Source organism: Kitasatospora sp. NPDC057965 (assembly GCF_042887135.1).
GTDB lineage: Bacteria > Actinomycetota > Actinomycetes > Streptomycetales > Streptomycetaceae > Kitasatospora.
Map to the genome: position 1 here is coordinate 21,468 of NZ_JBHVPZ010000025.1, position 17,752 is coordinate 39,219.

The 17,752-nt window shown below is 69.2% G+C and carries 14 protein-coding genes; 6 read left to right on the forward strand and 8 right to left on the reverse strand.

Annotated elements, in window-relative coordinates; genetic code table 11:
* The first annotated feature begins 39 nt into the window (after positions 1–39).
* Positions 40–1,002, forward strand: a complete 963-nt coding sequence (locus tag ACFVVU_RS28235; RefSeq protein ID WP_387793073.1) for a hypothetical protein — start codon at positions 40–42, stop codon at positions 1,000–1,002.
* Positions 1,003–1,203: 201 nt separating this feature from the next.
* On the opposite strand, the gene ACFVVU_RS28240 is transcribed toward ACFVVU_RS28235, so the two are convergent.
* Positions 1,204–2,022 (reverse strand): SLATT domain-containing protein, encoded by an 819-nt coding sequence (locus ACFVVU_RS28240; protein WP_387793075.1) that lies wholly within the window; start codon positions 2,020–2,022, stop codon positions 1,204–1,206.
* Between the two features lie 118 nt (positions 2,023–2,140).
* Between ACFVVU_RS28240 and ACFVVU_RS28245 the strand changes: the two genes are divergently transcribed.
* From ACFVVU_RS28245 to ACFVVU_RS28255, 3 genes are all read left to right on the forward strand, one after another.
* The gene (locus ACFVVU_RS28245; protein ID WP_387793077.1) at positions 2,141–2,977 is read left to right on the forward strand and encodes a vWA domain-containing protein; all 837 of its coding nucleotides are present in this window, start codon (positions 2,141–2,143) and stop codon (positions 2,975–2,977) included.
* Positions 2,974–3,840, forward strand: coding sequence for a hypothetical protein (locus ACFVVU_RS28250; protein WP_387793079.1), 867 nt, complete (start codon positions 2,974–2,976; stop codon positions 3,838–3,840). The genes ACFVVU_RS28245 and ACFVVU_RS28250 overlap by 4 nt, the downstream gene beginning before the upstream one ends.
* A gap of 262 nt (positions 3,841–4,102) precedes the next feature.
* Entirely contained in the window at positions 4,103–6,010 is a 1,908-nt protein-coding gene (locus ACFVVU_RS28255) for a hypothetical protein (protein ID WP_387793080.1), read from the forward strand.
* 282 nt (positions 6,011–6,292) lie between these two features.
* On the opposite strand, the gene glnA is transcribed toward ACFVVU_RS28255, so the two are convergent.
* Positions 6,293–7,705, reverse strand: coding sequence for a type I glutamate--ammonia ligase (gene glnA, locus ACFVVU_RS28260; RefSeq protein ID WP_380685060.1), 1,413 nt, complete (start codon positions 7,703–7,705; stop codon positions 6,293–6,295).
* A gap of 281 nt (positions 7,706–7,986) precedes the next feature.
* Here glnA and ACFVVU_RS28265 point away from each other — a divergent pair, with 281 nt between their 5' ends.
* Complete coding sequence (locus ACFVVU_RS28265) at positions 7,987–8,454, forward strand: RDD family protein (RefSeq protein WP_380685059.1); 468 nt, start codon at positions 7,987–7,989, stop codon at positions 8,452–8,454.
* Between the two features lie 144 nt (positions 8,455–8,598).
* On the opposite strand, the gene ACFVVU_RS28270 is transcribed toward ACFVVU_RS28265, so the two are convergent.
* From ACFVVU_RS28270 to ACFVVU_RS28290, 5 genes are all read right to left on the reverse strand, one after another.
* Complete coding sequence (locus ACFVVU_RS28270) at positions 8,599–9,288, reverse strand: DUF4191 domain-containing protein (RefSeq protein ID WP_355361867.1); 690 nt, start codon at positions 9,286–9,288, stop codon at positions 8,599–8,601.
* Between the two features lie 79 nt (positions 9,289–9,367).
* Positions 9,368–9,616 (reverse strand): hypothetical protein, encoded by a 249-nt coding sequence (locus tag ACFVVU_RS28275; protein ID WP_387793082.1) that lies wholly within the window; start codon positions 9,614–9,616, stop codon positions 9,368–9,370.
* Between the two features lie 215 nt (positions 9,617–9,831).
* Positions 9,832–10,785: a lipoyl synthase gene (lipA, locus tag ACFVVU_RS28280; RefSeq protein WP_380687515.1), complete on the reverse strand. Its 954-nt coding sequence runs from the start codon at positions 10,783–10,785 to the stop codon at positions 9,832–9,834.
* A gap of 194 nt (positions 10,786–10,979) precedes the next feature.
* On the reverse strand, positions 10,980–11,750 hold the full coding sequence (lipB, locus tag ACFVVU_RS28285) for a lipoyl(octanoyl) transferase LipB (protein ID WP_387793141.1): 771 nt from the start codon (positions 11,748–11,750) through the stop codon (positions 10,980–10,982).
* Between the two features lie 141 nt (positions 11,751–11,891).
* Entirely contained in the window at positions 11,892–13,823 is a 1,932-nt protein-coding gene (locus tag ACFVVU_RS28290; protein ID WP_387793083.1) for a helix-turn-helix domain-containing protein, read from the reverse strand.
* 645 nt (positions 13,824–14,468) lie between these two features.
* Here ACFVVU_RS28290 and ACFVVU_RS28295 point away from each other — a divergent pair.
* Positions 14,469–16,391, forward strand: a complete 1,923-nt coding sequence (locus ACFVVU_RS28295) for a regulator (protein WP_387793085.1) — start codon at positions 14,469–14,471, stop codon at positions 16,389–16,391.
* Positions 16,392–16,430: 39 nt separating this feature from the next.
* Here ACFVVU_RS28295 and ACFVVU_RS28300 read toward each other — a convergent pair whose 3' ends face one another.
* Positions 16,431–17,663 (reverse strand): cation:proton antiporter, encoded by a 1,233-nt coding sequence (locus ACFVVU_RS28300; protein ID WP_387793087.1) that lies wholly within the window; start codon positions 17,661–17,663, stop codon positions 16,431–16,433.
* Positions 17,664–17,752 lie beyond the last annotated feature (89 nt).

The following is a 17,752-nucleotide window of genomic DNA, read 5'->3' on the forward strand; positions in this document are numbered from 1 at the left end:
CCGGAGCCCGTTCGCCGGCCCCGAAACAGGAGGACCCAAGTGGTGGACACCCCGGACGAGTCTCGGCCGGAGAACTGGCACCAGGAACTGGTTGACGCGTTGCGGGAACTGCACCGGGCGGCAGGCCAGCTGAGTTCCCGGAAGGTGAGCACGCTGATCCGCGAGCGGGAGGACTCGCTGTCCGGAGCCAGCCACGAGACCGTGCGGTCCACAATCAACGGAAAGCAGATGCCGCGCTGGGAGACGGTGCACGACATCGTCATGGTGCTGGCAGGCCTGTGCAGCCCCCCTCGGGACGGGGAAGCCGAGGCCGGGAGGTTCCTGCGGCTGTGGCGGGCAGTCCGGGAAGGAGAGAAGGGTGGCCGGAAGTCGTTCCAGGAACTGGCCAACAGCGGCTGGGGTGGTGAGGACGGCAAGTGGACGCCCGAGATGGTCATGGGCATCCTGGTCAACCCGTTCAGCGCCATCCAGATCGCCCCCGGGCTCGCCGCCCCGCACGAACCGATCATCTCCGAGGACGTGTGGATCCGGGCGATGGAGAAGTTCATCGAGGAGGACGGGGCCGAGCACGCGCTGAGGGTCCTGCTGCACACGCTGAAGGGCGACTACATCGGAGCCACCGAAGGCACGCCGTACGGCTACCAGAACATGGATCGGGAGGCGATGGACGCGTACGCGGCCTTCCAGTACGGCTGCCGGGAAGTGCGCCGCCGGTTGCGGGCGGAGCCCAACCTCCTCGCGGAGTCGATTCGCGCGATGCGGGCCGACGAGACGATGGACCGGGATGACCGGGCGGAGATGCTTGAGAATGAGTCGGACCTGAGCCTGATGAGAGAGGTCATGATTGTGACCCCGGACACCTGGGACGACGTGTCCGAGGAGGCCCACCACATGGTCTTCGGCTATCTGATCAAGCAGATAGGTCCAGTAGGCCCGCTCAGCCTGCCGGACGCGGATCGCTTCCCCATCCTCTGGCGCATTCCCGAACCTTCTGCGGAGTAATCCCGACCCGCACCTGCCCGGGCCGCCGACCGGCGGCACAGGCCCGGGTGGGGTGGCGAGGAAGACGTGGCAGCCCGCAGAACACACCTCGTCGACCACATGAGCGACGGCTGCCGAAGCCATCCGGAGAGTCCCACCGCACTGCGCGTACCGGCCGATGTGCCTGCCGTCACTGAATCTGTGGCCGAGCCCGTCCGAGGCCTACTCGCCGGGTTCGATGGCCTGGCCACCCGCGGGCTGGTCGAGCTGTTGCTGGCGTCGGCGCTGCTCGTTTCGAATCTGCTCGACCCGCTCGACGAGCCGCGCCAGCGCTGCCGGCTGACTGAGGCCTGCATAGTCCCCGACGCTGAGGATCATCGCATTGTGCTCGGCCTCGACCTGGTCGGCCGACTGCTGGAGGTAGAAGCTCCGCTCGCGGAACTTGTAGTAGCCCATGAAGCCTGTTGAGCCGCCGACCAGGAGGCTGAGTCCTACAGTCAGCCACTGATGTCCAGGGACCGCGTTCTGGAGCGCAGCGACCGTAGTAGTGCCAAGCGAGGCGATGATGATGATCGACTGAAGACGGTTGTGTCGCCGCCGGTACTTGTCGCTGCCGCTCTGGAAGCCTTCGATGATTCCGGCGATGTCCGCACGGTAGAGATTCTGGTTGATTGCGACAGGATTGCTGATGCCCGACTCGACCCAGCGTAGGTCGTTCTGGATCACCTCAAGTTGAGTCTCTGCTTCCACCAGGCGTGGTACCGCGTTCCTGTGGCCCCACCTTTTGATCAACAAGCCGGCTGCGCCGAACGCGATGATCAGTACCAGGCACACGGCATCGATCTTCCGTACGACGCCCTCGACCGGTGCGATTGCTGACGCAATCGAACCAACCATCAGGGCGCACATTACGGCTGCCGAGCAGATGACGTAGCTTCGATTGAGTCGCCGACGCAGCGTCAGCTTGGCTTCTGCCTCGCGCCTCCGCCTGCGCAGCCCGGCAGCGAGCTGCTTCTGACCCCCCTCGTCCACACTCGACATGGACTCCCCCTTCTGTGTCGGTCGCTACACTCATGGCTACTGTCGGGGGCAGGCGTAGGGTCACGGACTCAACAGTCGGCGTGATGGCCCCCTTGAAGTGACTCAGGAGTCTACGCGGATGGCCTATGAGGCGGAGATCAGTCGCAGCAATCCCGGCTGCCTTGTTTTTCTAGTGGACCAGTCTGGTTCCATGGAGGAGGAGGTTGACGCGGGGGTGCCGCAGCGCAAGGCCGTCGCGGTGGCCGAGGCGATCAATCGACTCCTGTTTGAACTGACTGTCAAATGCGGTAAGGAAGACACCGTCCGCGACTACTTCCATGTGGCTGTTGTCGGATACGGTGCAACAGTCGGGCCGGTGTTCGGAGGAGAGCTCCAAGGTCGGGACTTGATTCCGATCTCGGTGGTCGCGGACAACCCGGCCTACATGTCCCAGCAGACCGTACTGGTGAGTGACGGCGCTGGCGGATTCGTAGAAGCGGCTCAAGGCAAGCCGATTTGGGTAGAGCCGGTGGCATCGGGGGGAACGCCGATGAATGAGGCGCTGAGGTATGCCGAGACCCTCGTCGCGGGATGGGTTTCGGAGCATCCGGGTGGATTTCCCCCGATTGTTCTCAATCTTACTGATGGAGCGTCCACTGATGGCGATCCGGTAGGAGCCGGACACGCTATCAGCACGCATGTCACTGCGGACGGCCCTGCGCTGCTTTTCAATCTGCATGTCTCGATGGGGCAGCAGGATCCGGTGACTTTCCCTGATTCCGAAGACGGGCTGCCGAACGGTCTGTCGCACACACTCTTCTCCATGTCGAGCGTGTTGCCAGATCACATGCGGGGATACGCGCAATCGTTGGGTTACGTCGTCAGTGGCGCCACGCGTGGATTCGTTTACAACGGTGACATCAGCTCGGTGGTCCAGTTCCTGGACATCGGTACTCGTGTGACCAACTTCCGGTGACAGGGGCGAACGTTGGCGTTGCCGTTACCCAGCTGATCATCCCGAAGAGGGGCAATAGCAGGTCGGAGTGCGAGGACGCATGCTATGTCGTTCCTGAGGGGGCGGCCTCGGACCTGCGGGCCGAACCGATCACGGTGGTGGTGTCCGATGGAGCATCGGAGAGCACCCTTGCACGAGAGTGGGCCCACCACTTGGCCCGGACGATGGCGATCGGGGTTGCCGAGGAACCGGAAGCGCTTGAGGGGCCGGGGGCTGCCTTCGGCAAAGTAATGACACGGCTCAGTGGTGAGTGGGAGGTGTGGCACGCGGGCTATCTCAATCGACGGATGGCAACGGGACGTCCACCGAGGTGGTTTGAGTATCCGAAGCTTGCGGCTGGCGCATTTGCAACGACTCTGGCCGTGTACGTGGACGTCCCGGGCAATGCGCCGCCTGTGGTGGACCGTCACAGGCGGCGCTGGTTAACGGCTGCTTTGGGAGATTCCTGTCTCTTTCAGGTCCGCGATGGTCGGTTGATAAGACGCTTTCCATTGAAGTCGGCGGCTGCGTTCGGAAACTCTCCGCACCTTCTGGGCAGCAGAGATCGCGACTGGGTAGTGACTGGCGAGCGGACTATGTTCACTCGCGGGTACGCGGAGAGGGGCGATGAGCTCATGTTGATGACGGACGCATTGGCAGCTTATCTCATCGACTGTGCCGATGAGACGTCAGCGTCTAGGTTCGAAGGTCTGATTCACAACCTCCGGGACTTTGGTCGGGCCGATGACGAATCGGGATTCGAAGACTGGGTGAACCAGCAGCGGAGTACCGGACGACTTCGCAACGACGATGTGACTTTCGTCCACATTAATTTCGTGGGGTGATCAGTTGGTGTCGCTTCCCGCGCCGGCCGGGGAGGCTTCTCCTGCGCAGAGATACCCGAGTGGTGGCGACTATGTACTGGCTGTGCAGAATCCAAGACTCTGCTTCGCACATCCGGACCTGAAGGAATCCACTGCGGAGGTCGGCCGCTGGAACCAGCCTAAGTCCAGGTCGGGTGGCTCGTCGGTTGTATTCTCAATGATGTGTCCAGACGGTAGGCGGTTCGCGGTCAAGTGTTTCACGCGGCATGCCCTGGATCAGGAGATGCGCTACCAAGAGATTAGCAACCATCTTTCCTCTATTTCATTGGGCGATCTCCCGCAGCAGTGGAAGATGGAGTTCGAGTATCTTCCGCAGGGAGTGCAGGTTGACGGGCTCTGGTACCCCGCGCTCAAGATGGAGTGGGCGGAGGGGGAGACGCTCCTTCAGTGGCTTGAGTCTCACCACCAGGACAAGAAGTCAATCGAAGCTGCAGTTGGGCGATTCAAGGACCTGATGATGGGCCTGTCTGCAGCCGGAGTTGCACACGGCGATCTACAGCACGGGAACATTCTGGTCGCATCGGACGACACCTTGCGTCTTGTTGACTACGATGGGATGTACGTTCCGGCGTTGTCAGGCCTGCTGGGAACGGAGTCGGGCCATCGAAACTACCAGCCCCCGTCGAGGGGGGTGGAGGACTTTGGCTCTGGCATTGACAACTTCTCGGCTTGGGTGATCTATCTTTCACTATCGGCCGTGGCCGCAGACCCGTCATTGTGGGGACAACTCCATGAGCCCGATGCGGAACACCTATTGCTGGAGCGGGCGGACTTCGAGACTCCCGGGAGTTCAGCCCGATTTCTGACTCTCCTTCAACATCCGGATTCGCGGATCCGGGAGCTGGCGCAGGTCGTAATTGCAATGGTCGATAGGCCGTTGGCTGAGTTGCCAGACCTGGGCCAGGGTATTGTGCCTGCCAAGGTGGAGGACGCTGGCAACTCGGATGAAGGCGCCGACCCGGCGCGGGGCGGGCGCCCGGCGTGGCTACAGAGTCATCTTTCTGTGATGGATGGATATTCCAGGTCTGCCATCCGAGGCGGTCGGACGTTTCGGGGGCGTCGAGCCGGAGACGTGACGTTGGTTGCGTCGACGGTTTCCCTTGTGTTGACTCCGATCCTTGGCGTAACGGGTTCATGGGATGTTGGCCTCACCGCCGTTGCTGAATTGGGATTCGGTGGGCTTCTTGCTGGTGCAGCGGTATTGGGCTGGCGTTCAAGAGCAGAAGTGCGCGAGATGCTGCGCGACTCAGAGACTGTGGGCCAACTCCTGTCGCACATTGGCGATCCTGGAGTCGGCCATGCTCAGCTTGTGACGGAGCGCGAACGATGGGAGGAAGAGGAATCGCAACGCATAGCACTTTTTACTGGAGGGCAAAAGGAGCTGACGCAACGCCTGCAGAAGGAACACGCTCGGATCGAGGGGGAGATGCGTGCGGCGATGGCGTTGCTGGAGATTGAGCGAACGCAGCTTTCGGCTATATTCCAGGCAGCGATTGACAAGGCTGCTGAACCATTCCGGCACAGTTGGATCGAAGATCGGCTTCAACAGCTCGAAGTTGATCGAGCCTACCTGTCTATAGGTGGCAAGAAGGTGCTACGTGCTCTAGCTGAAGCAGGGATTCGAACCGCTGCAGACTTCACCGGATTTCGAGTGGGCGGAACAGGCGTCCTGTTGGTTCGTCGAGACGGCGAAGCGATCAGAGTTCCCGGGGTGGGGTCTCATCGTGCGGCGTTGTTGCGGAAATGGCGGGAGCGAAGTATAGCCGAGCTAAATCGTCAATGCCCCATTGCTCTTCCGGAGCAGAACGCCCGAGAAGTAGAGGACTCATTTGCTCCACAGTTTCGTGCGTTGGGCGATCGACAGCGTGACATTGAGACTGCGGCGCGTGCGGCAAAGGATTACGTGACAGTTCGAATCGGTGGTGAGCGGGCGAACCTGGTGAAGCTCAACAAACCCGCTGCTGACGCTGCGCATGCCATGCGGGAGGAGTTCGACCGCCGCGCGGCTCAGCTTCGATCTCATGCGATCGAGCTTCAGGCGCTTAAGCGGGAGTCGAGCATCCTGGAGGAGCAGCAGCGTGCGCTGTCGCTCTGGAGCTACGTCAGGTTTCTTTATCGGGTCAGGAGCTGACGTCTGGCTGGACAAGGGGGTGCAGCCGGAGACCGCGAAGAGTGGCGACCGTCCGAGCAGCCAGCCCCTTACGCTGGCGATGTTGCCGGGCAGGAAACTCCGTTCCAGCCTTGCCAGATCGGGAAGAACAGCAGTGCCTCCACGAGTTCGATCTGCCCGCACACTCATCCAGCTGAAGTATGACCGGCTGCCAAGAACCCGGCATTTCTGCGGGGTCAGCGAGGTGCTGACCCCGCAGAAACACCGAGGGATCGACCTGCGTTTCCGCAGGTCAGATGTTCTTTACAGGTCGTAGTAGAGCTCGAACTCGTGGGGGTGGGGGCGGAGGGCGATGGGGGCGATCTCCTGGGTGCGCTTGAAGTCGATCCAGGTCTCGATGAGGTCGGGGGTGAAGACGTTGCCGGCGAGGAGGTACTCGTGGTCGGCTTCGAGGGCCTCCAGGACGGCGGGGAGGGAGGAGGGGACCTGGGGGACGTTGGCGTGGTCCTCGGGGGCCAGCTCGTAGAGGTCCTTGTCGACCGGCTCGAGGGGTTCGATCTTGTTCTTGATGCCGTCCAGGCCGGCCATCAGCATGGCGGAGAAGGCCAGGTAGGGGTTGGAGGAGGGGTCGGGGGCGCGGAACTCGATGCGCTTGGCCTTGGCGTTGGAGCCGGTGATCGGGATGCGGATCGCGGCGGAGCGGTTGCGCTGGGAGTAGACCAGGTTGACCGGGGCCTCGAAGCCGGGGACCAGGCGGTGGTAGGAGTTCACCGACGGGTTGGTGAAGGCGAGCAGCGACGGGGCGTGCTTGAGCAGGCCGCCGATGTAGTAGCGGGCGGTGTCGGAGAGCCCGGCGTAGCCCTGCTCGTCGTAGAAGAGCGGCGTGCCCTGGGTCCACAGCGACTGGTGGACGTGCATGCCCGAGCCGTTGTCGCCGAAGATCGGCTTCGGCATGAAGGTGGCCGTCTTGCCGTTCCGCCAGGCGACGTTCTTGATGATGTACTTGAACAGCATCAGGTCGTCGGCGGCGTGCAGCAGGGTGTTGAACCTGTAGTTGATCTCGGCCTGGCCGGCGGTGCCGACCTCGTGGTGCTGGCGCTCGACCTCCAGGCCGGCCCTGGCCAGCTCCAGGGACATCTCGGCGCGCAGGTCGGCGAAGTGGTCGACGGGCGGGACGGGGAAGTAGCCGCCCTTGTACTTGACCTTGTAGCCGCGGACGTCGCCCTCGGTGGAGCCGCTGTTCCAGGCGCCGGCCTCGGAGTCGATGTGGTAGTACGAGGCGTTGGCGCTGGTGTCGAACCGGACCGAGTCGAAGACGTAGAACTCCGCCTCGGGGCCGAAGAACGCGGTGTCCGCGATGCCGGAGGAGGCGAGGTAGGCCTCGGCCTTCTTGGCGACGTTGCGCGGGTCGCGGCTGTAGGCCTCGCCGGTCACCGGGTCCTGGATGAAGAAGTTGATGTTGAGGTGCTTCTCCTGGCGGAACGGGTCGAGCCGGGCCGTGGCGAGGTCGGGGACCAGCGCCATGTCGGACTCGTGGATGGCCTGGAAGCCGCGGATCGACGAGCCGTCGAACATCAGGATCTCGGACGGGTCGAACGTCGCCGCGGGTACGGAGAAGTGCTGCAAGACGCCCGGCAGGTCGCAGAAGCGGACGTCGACGAACTTCACGTCGTTGTCCTGGATGAACTGCTTCACTTCGGCGGCGTTGTTGAACATCCATCCTCCTCGGTGTTGCGAATGTGGCTCACCCTAGGAACGGGCCGTTTCCGGTCGGTGACCCAGTCGTTTCCTGAATGTTAACCACACCTGTCCGGAGGGCGGCAAAGCCGTACGGGACCGGACAAAACGCCTTGGCCTGCCAGGTGGGGCCACCAGAGTGGTCTGGACCATTCGGTGGGAGTGGTGGAAAGCCGGCGACAGCCGATTCACCCGTCGGTGGCGGGTCCGGCGGGGGAGGCGGTGGCCGTCCCCGGCGTTCGCCCGGTTAGTGTGGATTCGTGGACACCAGAGAAGCGTTGGGATCGTGGATCGACGGCCCGAAGGCGGCCGCCGAGAAGATGGGCGCCGACTTCGGCCACCGCGGTGAGCGCCTCGGACTGCCCAAGGAGGGCCCCGGCTCGATCGCCGGACCCGGCCGCCGGATGGGCGCGCTGTTCGTCGACGGCTGGCTGGTCGCCCTGGTCTCCTACGGGCTGATCGCCAAGGGCTCCGCGTCCTCGGCGAACATGTGGACCACCCCGCTGTTCTTCGCGGTCACCGTGCTGCTGCTCGCCACCACCGGGACGACCGTGGGCAAGCGGCTGTTCGGGCTGCGGGTCGTCCGCCTGGACGGCAGCCGGGCGACCATTCCGCAGGTGCTGCTGCGCACCGTGCTGCTCTGCCTGCTGGTGCCGGCGCTGGTCTGGGACCGGGACACCCGCGGGCTGCACGACAAGGCGGTCGGCACCGTCGAGGTCCGGATCTGAGGACCCCGGTCCGGCCGTCGAGGCCCGGACCCGGGCACCCCGGGCCCCTCGGGGAGCGCACCGGGAACGCACGAGAACGACGAACGGCCCCGCCGCGGAGCTTCCGCGGCGGGGCCGTTCTCGTGCTGTCGACGGGGGAGGGGATCAGCGGACCTGGCCGCCCTTGGGCATCCGGGCGCCCTTGGGCATCGGGCCCTTGGGGATGGGGGCCTTGGAGAGCAGGTCGCCCAGCGCGCGCAGCCGGTCGTTGGTCTCGGTGACCTGGGCGGGCGTGATGGCGCGCGGCAGACGCATCAGGTGGATCTGCAGCTTCTTGAGCGGGACCTCGCCCTCGCCGTTGCCCACCACGATGTCGTGCACCGGCACGTCGCCGACGACCCGGGCCATCTTCTTCTTCTCGGACGCGAGGAGCTGGCGGACCCGGTTCGGGTTGCCCTCACCGATCAGCGCGATGCCGGCCCGGCCCACGGCGCGGTAGACCGCGTCCTGGCTGCGGGTGACGGCCACCGGGGTGGTGTTGGCGCTCCAGCCGCGCCGGATGTTGTTCAGCACCGCCGCGACGGCGCCCGGCTGGCCCTCCATCTGCCCGAACGCGGCACGCTCGGCCCGGCGCCCGAAGACGATCGCCATGGCCAGGACGGCCACGATGAAGCCCAGGATGCCCAGGTAGACGGGGTGCTCGATCGCGAAGCCGATGGCGAGGAACACGCCGAAGGTCAGCAGGCCGACGCCGGCGATGATCAGGCCGATCTTGGTGTCGACCTTCTTGGTCATGGTGTACGCCAGGCGGATCTGCTTCAGTCGCCCGGGGTTCTCGGATGTTTCCCTCGCCATAAGGCTCATGGTACGTGGCGTGGGTACGGGATATCCAAGCCCGGGTGCCCGTTCGCCCCGAACCGTGACCCGGGTGCCGTTACGGAAGCGGTCGGCGGCGTGCCGCCCGGCCCGTTGCCGACCCTGCGACGGGGCCGGCCGCGGGGCCGGACGGGAGGCCCGCCGGAGCCCCCGACACCAGTGCGTCGTGCCGCCGGTCGGCCGCGTACCGGCGGTTCTCGCACACCGCCGCCCAGGCGTTGCGCCGGGCCTGCCGCTGTCCGCCGGACAGCAGGACGCTCTCGGCGAACCGCAGCGCAACCCCCATCGACCGGATCCGCATCTGCATGCCGAACAGCTCCCCTCGCGGCCGTGGCCGTGGCTGAGAAGAATCGAACAATCGCGACGAGTCCATCGTCACCACCCCGTGTTACCAGCCCGTGACCAGGCAGTCAAAGCGTGATGAACGCGGAAGGGCGGAGCCTCGGCTCCGCCCTTCCAATGGCTCAAACACGCTCACGCTCGGCGAGCACGCCCGGCCGGTTCGGCTCTCGGCCGGTCGGCTCAGACCGCGGCCTGCTCCCGGCGCTCCAGTGCCTGCCGGTACAGCCGCCCGGCGCGGTACGACGAGCGGACCAGCGGACCGGACATGACCCCGGCGAAGCCGAGCTCCTCGGCCTCCTCCTGCAGCTCGACGAACTCCTGCGGCTTGACCCACCGCTCCACCGGGTGGTGGCGCAGCGAGGGGCGCAGGTACTGGGTGATGGTGATCAGCTCGCAGCCGGCCCCGACCAGGTCGGCCAGCGCCTGGCTGACCTCCTCGCGGGTCTCGCCCATGCCCAGGATCAGGTTGGACTTGGTGACCAGCCCGGCGGCGCGCGCCTGGGTGATGACGTCCAGCGAGCGCTCGTAGCGGAAGGCCGGCCGGATCCGCTTGAAGATCCGCGGCACCGTCTCGACGTTGTGCGCCAGCACCTCGGGGCGGGACGAGAAGACCTCGGCCAGCTGCTCCGGCACCGCGTTGAAGTCCGGGATCAGCAGCTCGACGCCGGTGCGGCCGCCCTCGCGGCCGGCGGTCATCGCGTGCACCTGGCGCACCGTCTCGGCGTACAGCCAGGCGCCGCCGTCCGGCAGGTCGTCGCGGGCGACACCGGTGATGGTGGCGTAGTTGAGGTCCATGGTGACGATGGACTCGGCGACGCGGCGCGGCTCGTCCCGGTCGAACTCGGCGGGCTTGCCGGTGTCGATCTGGCAGAAGTCGCAGCGGCGGGTGCACTGGTCACCGCCGATGAGGAAGGTGGCCTCGCGGTCCTCCCAGCACTCGAAGATGTTGGGGCAGCCGGCCTCCTGGCAGACCGTGTGCAGCCCTTCCTTCTTCACCAGCGACTGGAGGGCGTTGTACTCCGGGCCCATCTTCGCGCGGGTCTTGATCCACTCGGGCTTCCGCTCGATGGGGGTCTCGCTGTTGCGGACCTCCAGGCGGAGCAGCTTCCTGCCGTCGGGTGCGACAGCGGACACGTGCGACTCCTAGAACTAGACGGGGTACCCCCAGGGTACGCCTGTGCTTGTACGGCCTTCGCCGGGGCAGCGGCCCCGCAATCGCAGGGCAACAGGGCTACCGGTGGGTAGATTCCCGGGGGGGTGTTGACGGGGGACGAGCGGCTACGGGGACGAGCGGCTCTGGGGACGAGCGGGTGCCGGGGCGGTGGGCCTCAGCGGCCGGGGGCCGGCTCGGGCAGTTCGGCGAACACCTCGGCCAGGTGCTTCTCGACCAGCGGCAGCGCCTCGGAGACGGTGAGGTCCCGGCCCAGCTCGCCGGTCAGCGAGGCGACCCCGGCGTCCCGGATGCCGCACGGCACGATCTTGTCGAACCAGGTCATGTCCGGATCGCAGTTCAGCGCGAAGCCGTGCATGGTGACCCCGCGCGCGACCCGGACGCCGATCGCGGCCAGCTTGCGGTCGTCACCGCGCTGTCCGGCGTTGGACGGCGCGTACTCGGGGCCGGCCAGCCGCGGGTCGATGCCCAGCGGCAGGCCCATCCGCAGGGTGAGCTTGCCGATGTCGACGACCTGCTCCGGGTCCACCACCGCGTCCGGGATGGTCTCGCCCAGCACCCAGACGCCGCTGCGGCCCTCGACCCGGGTGCTCTCCACGCCGAACGCGCCGCAGCTGCGGATCAGGGCCTCCTCCAGCCGCCGCACGTACGCGATCACGTCGATCGGGTCCGGCAGCTTGACGATCGGGTAGCCGACCAGCTGGCCGGGGCCGTGCCAGGTGATCTCGCCGCCCCGGTTGACCTCGACCACCGGGGTGCCGTCCAGCGGCAGATCGGCCGGGTTGGTGCGCTTGCCCATGGTGTAGACGGGCTGGTGCTCCAGCAGCAGCACCGTGTCCGGGATCTCGTCCGCGACCCGCAGGGCGTGCAGCCGCTGCTGCTCCTCCCAGGCCTCCTGGTAGGGGACGGCGCCCTCGCCGATGCCCATGCGTATGAACCGCACGTTCTCGCTCACCACTGCTCCTTGCCAGGCGTTCGAGACCAACCTCCCCACTGTACGCCCGCCCGTCGGCGGACCGGCCGGGCCCCTGTCCGGACAGCACGGCCCGAACGGCGCCCGGCGGGCCGCTCACGGCCCGGACAGCAGCTGCAACCGCAGCGCCAGCTGGAGCTCCAGCGAGCGCTCCGGGCCGTTCCAGTCCCCGCCCAGCAGCACCTCGACCCGGTCCAGCCGCTGCACCACCGTGTTCACGTGGACGTGCAGCTCGTCCTTGGCCCGGGTGAGGCTGCCGCCGCAGTCGAAGTACGCGCGCAGGGTGCGGACCAGCTCGGTGCCGCGCCGGGCGTCGTACTCCAGCAGCGGGCCCAGCGTCGCGCGCACGAAGCCCGCCACGTCGTGGCCGTCGCCGAGCAGCACGCCCAGGAAGCCGAGCGCCCGCGCCGAGGCGCCCTCGCCGGACCGGCCGAGCACCCGCAGCGCCCGGACGCAGCGCAGCCCCTCCCCGTACGCGGCGGCCAGCGCGACCGGTCCGGCGGCGGGAGGGCCGGCGCCCACCGTGACCGGGAACCCGGCCAGCCGGGCGAGCCGCTCGGCGGCGTGCCGGGCGGCCTCGGAGCCTCCCGTGGCGTCCCCTTCGGCGGCCCCGCCCTCGCCGGCCGGGACCAGCAGCACCACCGCCTCGCCGTGCTCCGCGCCGATGCCCCGCGAGCCGAACAGGTACCGCCCGGCCGCGCCCGCCAGCCGGGAGCGGGCAGCGGCGTCCCGCGGGTCGCCCGGTTCCGCGACCAGCACCAGGTGCGGGCGGCCGAGGTCCACGCCCAGCCGCCGGCCGCGCGCGGTCAGCCCGGCCGGGTCCCGGTCCGCAGCGGTGAGCAGATCGGCCAGCAGCTCGCCGCGCACCCGGTTCTCGGTCTCGGCGACCGAGCGTCGCAGCAGCAGGAGCAGCGCGGTCACCACGCCCGCCCGTTCGAACAGCCGGCGGTCGGCGTCGTCGAGGTCCGGACGGCCGCGCAGCACCAGGGTGCCGAGCTGCTCCTGCCCGGCCAGCACCGCGCACACCCAGGCCGCGCCGTGCCGCACCGACCGCCCCTCGGCCCGGGACGCGGCCGCCGCCTCGGCCGGTCCGGTGCCCGGTGCGGCGGCCCGGCCGGCCAGGGGCTCGCCCTCGGCGTCCAGGACGGCTATCTCGCCGCCGAGCAGGGCGGCCACCGCCGCGGCGACGTCCGGCACCTCGGCCCCGCGCAGCACCAGGTCGGTGAGCCGGTCGTGGCCCTGCGCGGCGCGCTGGACGGCGGCGGAGTGGGCGCGGATCAGCTCGTTGGCGCTGTTCAGCTCGGTGAGCGCGGCCCGGGTGTCGGCCAGCGACTTGGCGGTGTCCAGCGCGATGGCGGCGTGCGCGGCCAGCGTGCAGAGCAGCGCGACCTCGTCGGGGGAGAAGGCGCGCGGCGAGCGGTCGGCGGCGAAGAGCACGCCGATCACCCGGCCGCCGAGCAACAGCGGCACGCCGATGATCGCCACCAGGCCCTCGTCGAGCACGCCCGCGTCGATGGTGCCGGTGTGGTGGAAGCGGCCGTCGGTGCGGTAGTCGGGGGTGGCGTACGGGCGGGCGGTCTGTGCGACCAGGCCGCCGAGGCCGTCGCCGAGACTGAGCCGCAGGGTCTGGAAGAGCACCGAGACCGAGCCGTCGGTGACCCGCATGTAGGTGTCGCCGGCGGCCTCGTCCGGGAGGGTCAGATAGGCGGTGTCGGTGCCCAGCAGCATCCGGGCCCGGCGGACGATCGCCTGCAGCACGGTGTCCAGGTCGCGGGAGGCGGCGAGGTCGCCGGCGGTGTCGAAGAGCGCCGTCAGTTCGGTCTCGCGGCGCCGGTGCTGGCGCATCGTGCGGTGGACGCGCAGGGCCTGCCAGGTGGCGTCGTCGATCTCGCTCAGCACCGCCGCCGGGGCGCCCTGCCGGCGGGCGTCGGCGAGTACGTCGGCGAAGTCCTCGGTGGCGGCGCCGGAGACGAGCAGGTCCAGCAGACGGCGGAGCGCGGGTGCCGAGCTGGTGTGGAGGTCGTTCAAGGTGCGGCCGCCCGTCGACAGTGGGTGTTTCGTGCCCCAAGGAGGGAAGCGAGATCGTAGCTGTTCGGCCCCGCCGGTCGTCGGGGGCCGGCCGGCATGCGGTAGTGCGCGCCGAGCTCCGGACTCCCCGTCAGGCCCCTGCCGGCCCACGGTAGGAAGCGCGGGGGAGCGACACTATGTGGATGGCCGCTACATCCCGGCGGATCGTCATAGGTGTGCGGCCCATGTCCTCGACGGGGCGTCCGGAAGCCGTCGAGCGGCCCGGTCGGTGGTCCGGGCGGTGGTCCGGCCGGCGGTCCGGTACTCGACCGCGGGGGCGCGTTTTCGACCGCGACATCGGCGCCGGCCGGCTCCGCCTCCCATGTGGCGGCTCCCTACAGCACCCCGCTGAACTGTGGTGTTCCCCGCCATCACGCCGTCGGCGCGGCCGATGGCCGAAGAGCGTCCTCCAAGCCAAACCCATCCAGAGGTGTCTTCCCCACAATGGGCGCGGATGCTTCACCCGTTCGGAGGATTGCTGGGTCAGAACCACCCATAGCGCCCGAATGCTCGCTACATTCACGCCGATTCCCGACAGGGGGCGTCGCCACAGGCAGCCGAACCGCTGGTGGAGCCGGTGCGGCGTCCGAGAGGTGTTGACTGACTATGCCCCAAAGGCCTGCAACCGACAGCCCGGCGTACGGACCGCTCGACCCGCTCGACCAGCACCGAGGTCCGGTCGGCCGGGCCCTTCCGGACGCCCCCGACGCCCCGACCGCCGCCGACGACGTGCGGCTGCCCGAGCAGGCCACACCCGCCGACCGGCACGCCGCAGAGCACCACGGTGCCGAGCTCCGTGCCGCCGAGCACCACGCCGCAGAGCGTCATGCCGCCGACCGGCACGCCCCGGAGCGGCCGCACGCGCCCGACCGGCACGCGCCCGAGCGGCCGCACGCCCCGGAGCGGCACCAGCCGGCCGGCACCACCCAGAACCTCCAGCTCGCCGCGCTGATCGAGGAGGCCGGCTTCTCGCACGCCGGCCTGGCCCGCCGGGTCGACCAGCTCGGCCTGGAGCACGGCCTGGACCTGCGCTACGACAAGACCTCCGTCACCCGCTGGCTCCGCGGCCAGCAGCCCCGCGGCGCCACCCCGGCGCTGATCGCCGAGGTGTTCACCCGCCGGCTCGGCCGCCGTCTCACCGCGCAGGACCTCGGCCTGGACGCCTGCGCCCCGGTCTACGCCGGCCTGGAGTTCGCCGAGACGCCGCAGGAGGCGGTGGACATCGTGGCGAGCATGTGGCGCAAGGACATCGGGCCGCAGTCCGAGCTGCGCCGGATCGCCTTCACCCCGGCCGGCCTGGTGGTGCCCAGCCGCGACTGGCTGATCGGCCGCACCGACGAGCGGGTCGCCAGGGACGGCTCCACCCTGGTCCGGCCCGATCCCGGAACCGGTGTGCCGCCCGTCGGCCCGCCCGGCGGGGCCGTCGGCCACCCCGTCGGCCCCGCGCCGCGCGGCCCGGCCCCGGTCGCCCGGACCGGCCCCGCCGGTGGCGGTACCGCCCCGACGGCCGGCGCCGCCGGGTCCGCCGCGCTCGGCGCCCGGGTGCCCACCCAGAGCCGGCGCCCCCCGATCGCCGTCGAGCCGCCCTTCCACGACCCGGGCCGCGATCAGCGCCCGGCGCTGCGCGTCGGCCGGGGCGACATCGCCGCCATCCGTGCCGTCGGCGACCTGTTCCGCGCGCTGGACCACGCCTACGGCGGCGGCCACGCCCGCCAGGCGCTGGTCCGCTACCTGGAGAGCGAGGCCGAGCCGATGCTGCGCGGCCGCTACGGCGAGCAGATCGGCCGTGCCCTGTTCGGGGCCGTCGCCGACCTCACCCGGCTGGCCGGCTGGACGTCCTTCGACATCGCCGCGCACGGTCTGGCCCAGCGCTACTTCGTCCAGGCGCTGCGGCTCTCCCAGGCCGCCGGGGACCGCGCGCTCGGCGGGTACGTGCTGGTGACGATGAGCCAGCAGGCCGTCCACCTCGGCCACGGCCGGGAGGCTGTCCAGCTGGCCCGGGTCGCCCAGCAGGGCGTGGGCACGGCGGTGCCGCCGACCGTGCAGGCCCTGCTGCACGCCGCCGAGGCGCGCGGGCACGGCCTGCTCGGCGACGTCCGCTCCTGCACCACCGCGCTGGTCCGGGCCGAGCGCGCGCTGGCGGCCGCCCGGACCGGCGACGACCTGCCGTCCTGGGCCCGGTTCTTCGACGAGGCGCAGCTCTCCGACGAGTTCGCGCACTGCTACCGGGACCTCCAGCAGTGGCGCACGGCCGCCCAGCACGCCGAGAAGTCGCTGCGGCTGCGCTCGCCCGCGTACGCCCGCAGCCGGATCTTCTGCCGGCTGGTGCTGGCCACCGCCCGGCTCGGCATGGGGGACCTCGACGAGGCCTGCGGCATGGCGACCGACGCGCTGCGGGCGGCGGGGGAGATGCGGTCGGCCCGGTCGCTGGAGTACGTGCGCGACTTCCACCGCCGGCTCACCCCGTACCGGGGCAGCCCGGTGGCGCGGGCGTTCGAGGAAACGGCCCGTCAGGCGGGGGTGATCTGACCGGCCCGAGAACGCACCGGCCCCGACCGGTCCGAGGCGTCACCAGCTCTCGGCGTTCACCCGCGGCCGGCCGCCCCCGACGGCGGCCGGCGGCCGGACGTGCCCGCGCAGCCGCTGCGCGGTCAGCGGGAACAGCAGCACCGAGAGCATGCCCGCGCCGACCAGGGCGGCCGCGGTCGAGGACGGCAGGTGGCCGGTGTCCACCTCGATCGTGGTGATCACCACGACCAGCGGCAGCGCGGTCGCGCCGTACAGGCCGAGCGCGGCCCGGTCACGCCGCCCCAGCCCGGCGGGCGCGAGCAGCGCGGCGGGCACTCCGCGCAGGGCGAGCAGCAGGAGCAGGAAGACCGGTACGAGCAGCAGCGTGCCCGGGTCGCCGAGCAGCGCGTCCAGGTCGAAGTCCATCCCGCTGACGACGAAGAACACCGGGACGAGGAAGCCGAAGCCGATGCCCTCCAGCTTGGCCTCGATGACCTCCTCGGTGTGCCGGGGCATGTCGCGGAGCAGCAACCGGGAGACGATGCCGGCGGTGAACGCGCCGAGCAGCATGTCCAGCTCCAGCCAGAGCGCGGCGGCCACCATGGTGGCGAGCACCAGGACCACGGTGCGCACGGCGAACTGACCGGAGGTGCGCAGGGTGCGCCGGATCAGCCCGGTCATCCAGGCCGGCCGCGGGCGCCGGGCGCCGCCGACCGCGACGGCGGTGATCACCGCGAAGGCGGCCAGGACGACGGCGGTGCGGGCCGGGGTGTTGCCGCTGAGCAGCACGGCGACGGCGATGATCGGCCCGAACTCGCCGACCGCGCCGGTGGCCATGACCAGCGAGCCGAACGGGGTGGGCAGCTCCCCGGAGTCGCGCAGCACCGGCAGGATGGTGCCGAGCGCGGTGGTGGTGAGCGCCAGCCCGGCGAAGGCGCCGTCCAGCGGGTGCGGGTCGACCAGCGCGCCGAGGACGAGCGCGGCCAGCACGGTGACCAGCCAGGCGGCGGTGGCCCGGCGCAGCGGGCCGCCGCGCAGTCTGGCGAAGTCGATCTCGTACCCAGCCAGGAACATCAGCATGGCCAGCCCGAACCGCGAGAGCGCGTCGGTCAGGACGTCGACGTGCACCCAGCCCAGGGCGTCGGGGCCGATCAGGACGCCGAGCAGGATCTCGAACACCACGGTGGGCACGGCGATCCACCGCAGCAGCCGGTCGGCCAGCAGCGGGGCGGCGACCGCGGCGGCGGGGACCAGGATCAGCGCGAGCGGCTGGACGGTGGGTCCGGCGCTCACGCGGCGGCCGGTGGGGCGGCCGGTGGGATGGCCGGTGGGGTGACGGGAATCATCCGATCAGCGGTCATATTGGCATACTGGCATGCGGT

Bases quoted from the DNA above. Each gene is read 5' to 3' on its own strand.
- ACFVVU_RS28240 (WP_387793075.1), bottom strand. From the start codon at position 2,022: ATGTCGAGTGTGGACGAGGGGGGTCAGAAGCAGCTCGCTGCCGGGCTG.
- ACFVVU_RS28245 (WP_387793077.1), top strand. From the start codon at position 2,141: ATGGCCTATGAGGCGGAGATCAGTCGCAGCAATCCCGGCTGCCTTGTT.
- ACFVVU_RS28255 (WP_387793080.1), top strand. From the start codon at position 4,103: ATGCGCTACCAAGAGATTAGCAACCATCTTTCCTCTATTTCATTGGGC.
- glnA (WP_380685060.1), bottom strand. From the start codon at position 7,705: ATGTTCAACAACGCCGCCGAAGTGAAGCAGTTCATCCAGGACAACGAC.
- ACFVVU_RS28270 (WP_355361867.1), bottom strand. From the start codon at position 9,288: ATGGCGAGGGAAACATCCGAGAACCCCGGGCGACTGAAGCAGATCCGC.
- ACFVVU_RS28275 (WP_387793082.1), bottom strand. From the start codon at position 9,616: ATGCAGATGCGGATCCGGTCGATGGGGGTTGCGCTGCGGTTCGCCGAG.
- lipB (WP_387793141.1), bottom strand. From the start codon at position 11,750: ATGGGCATCGGCGAGGGCGCCGTCCCCTACCAGGAGGCCTGGGAGGAG.
- ACFVVU_RS28295 (WP_387793085.1), top strand. From the start codon at position 14,469: ATGCCCCAAAGGCCTGCAACCGACAGCCCGGCGTACGGACCGCTCGAC.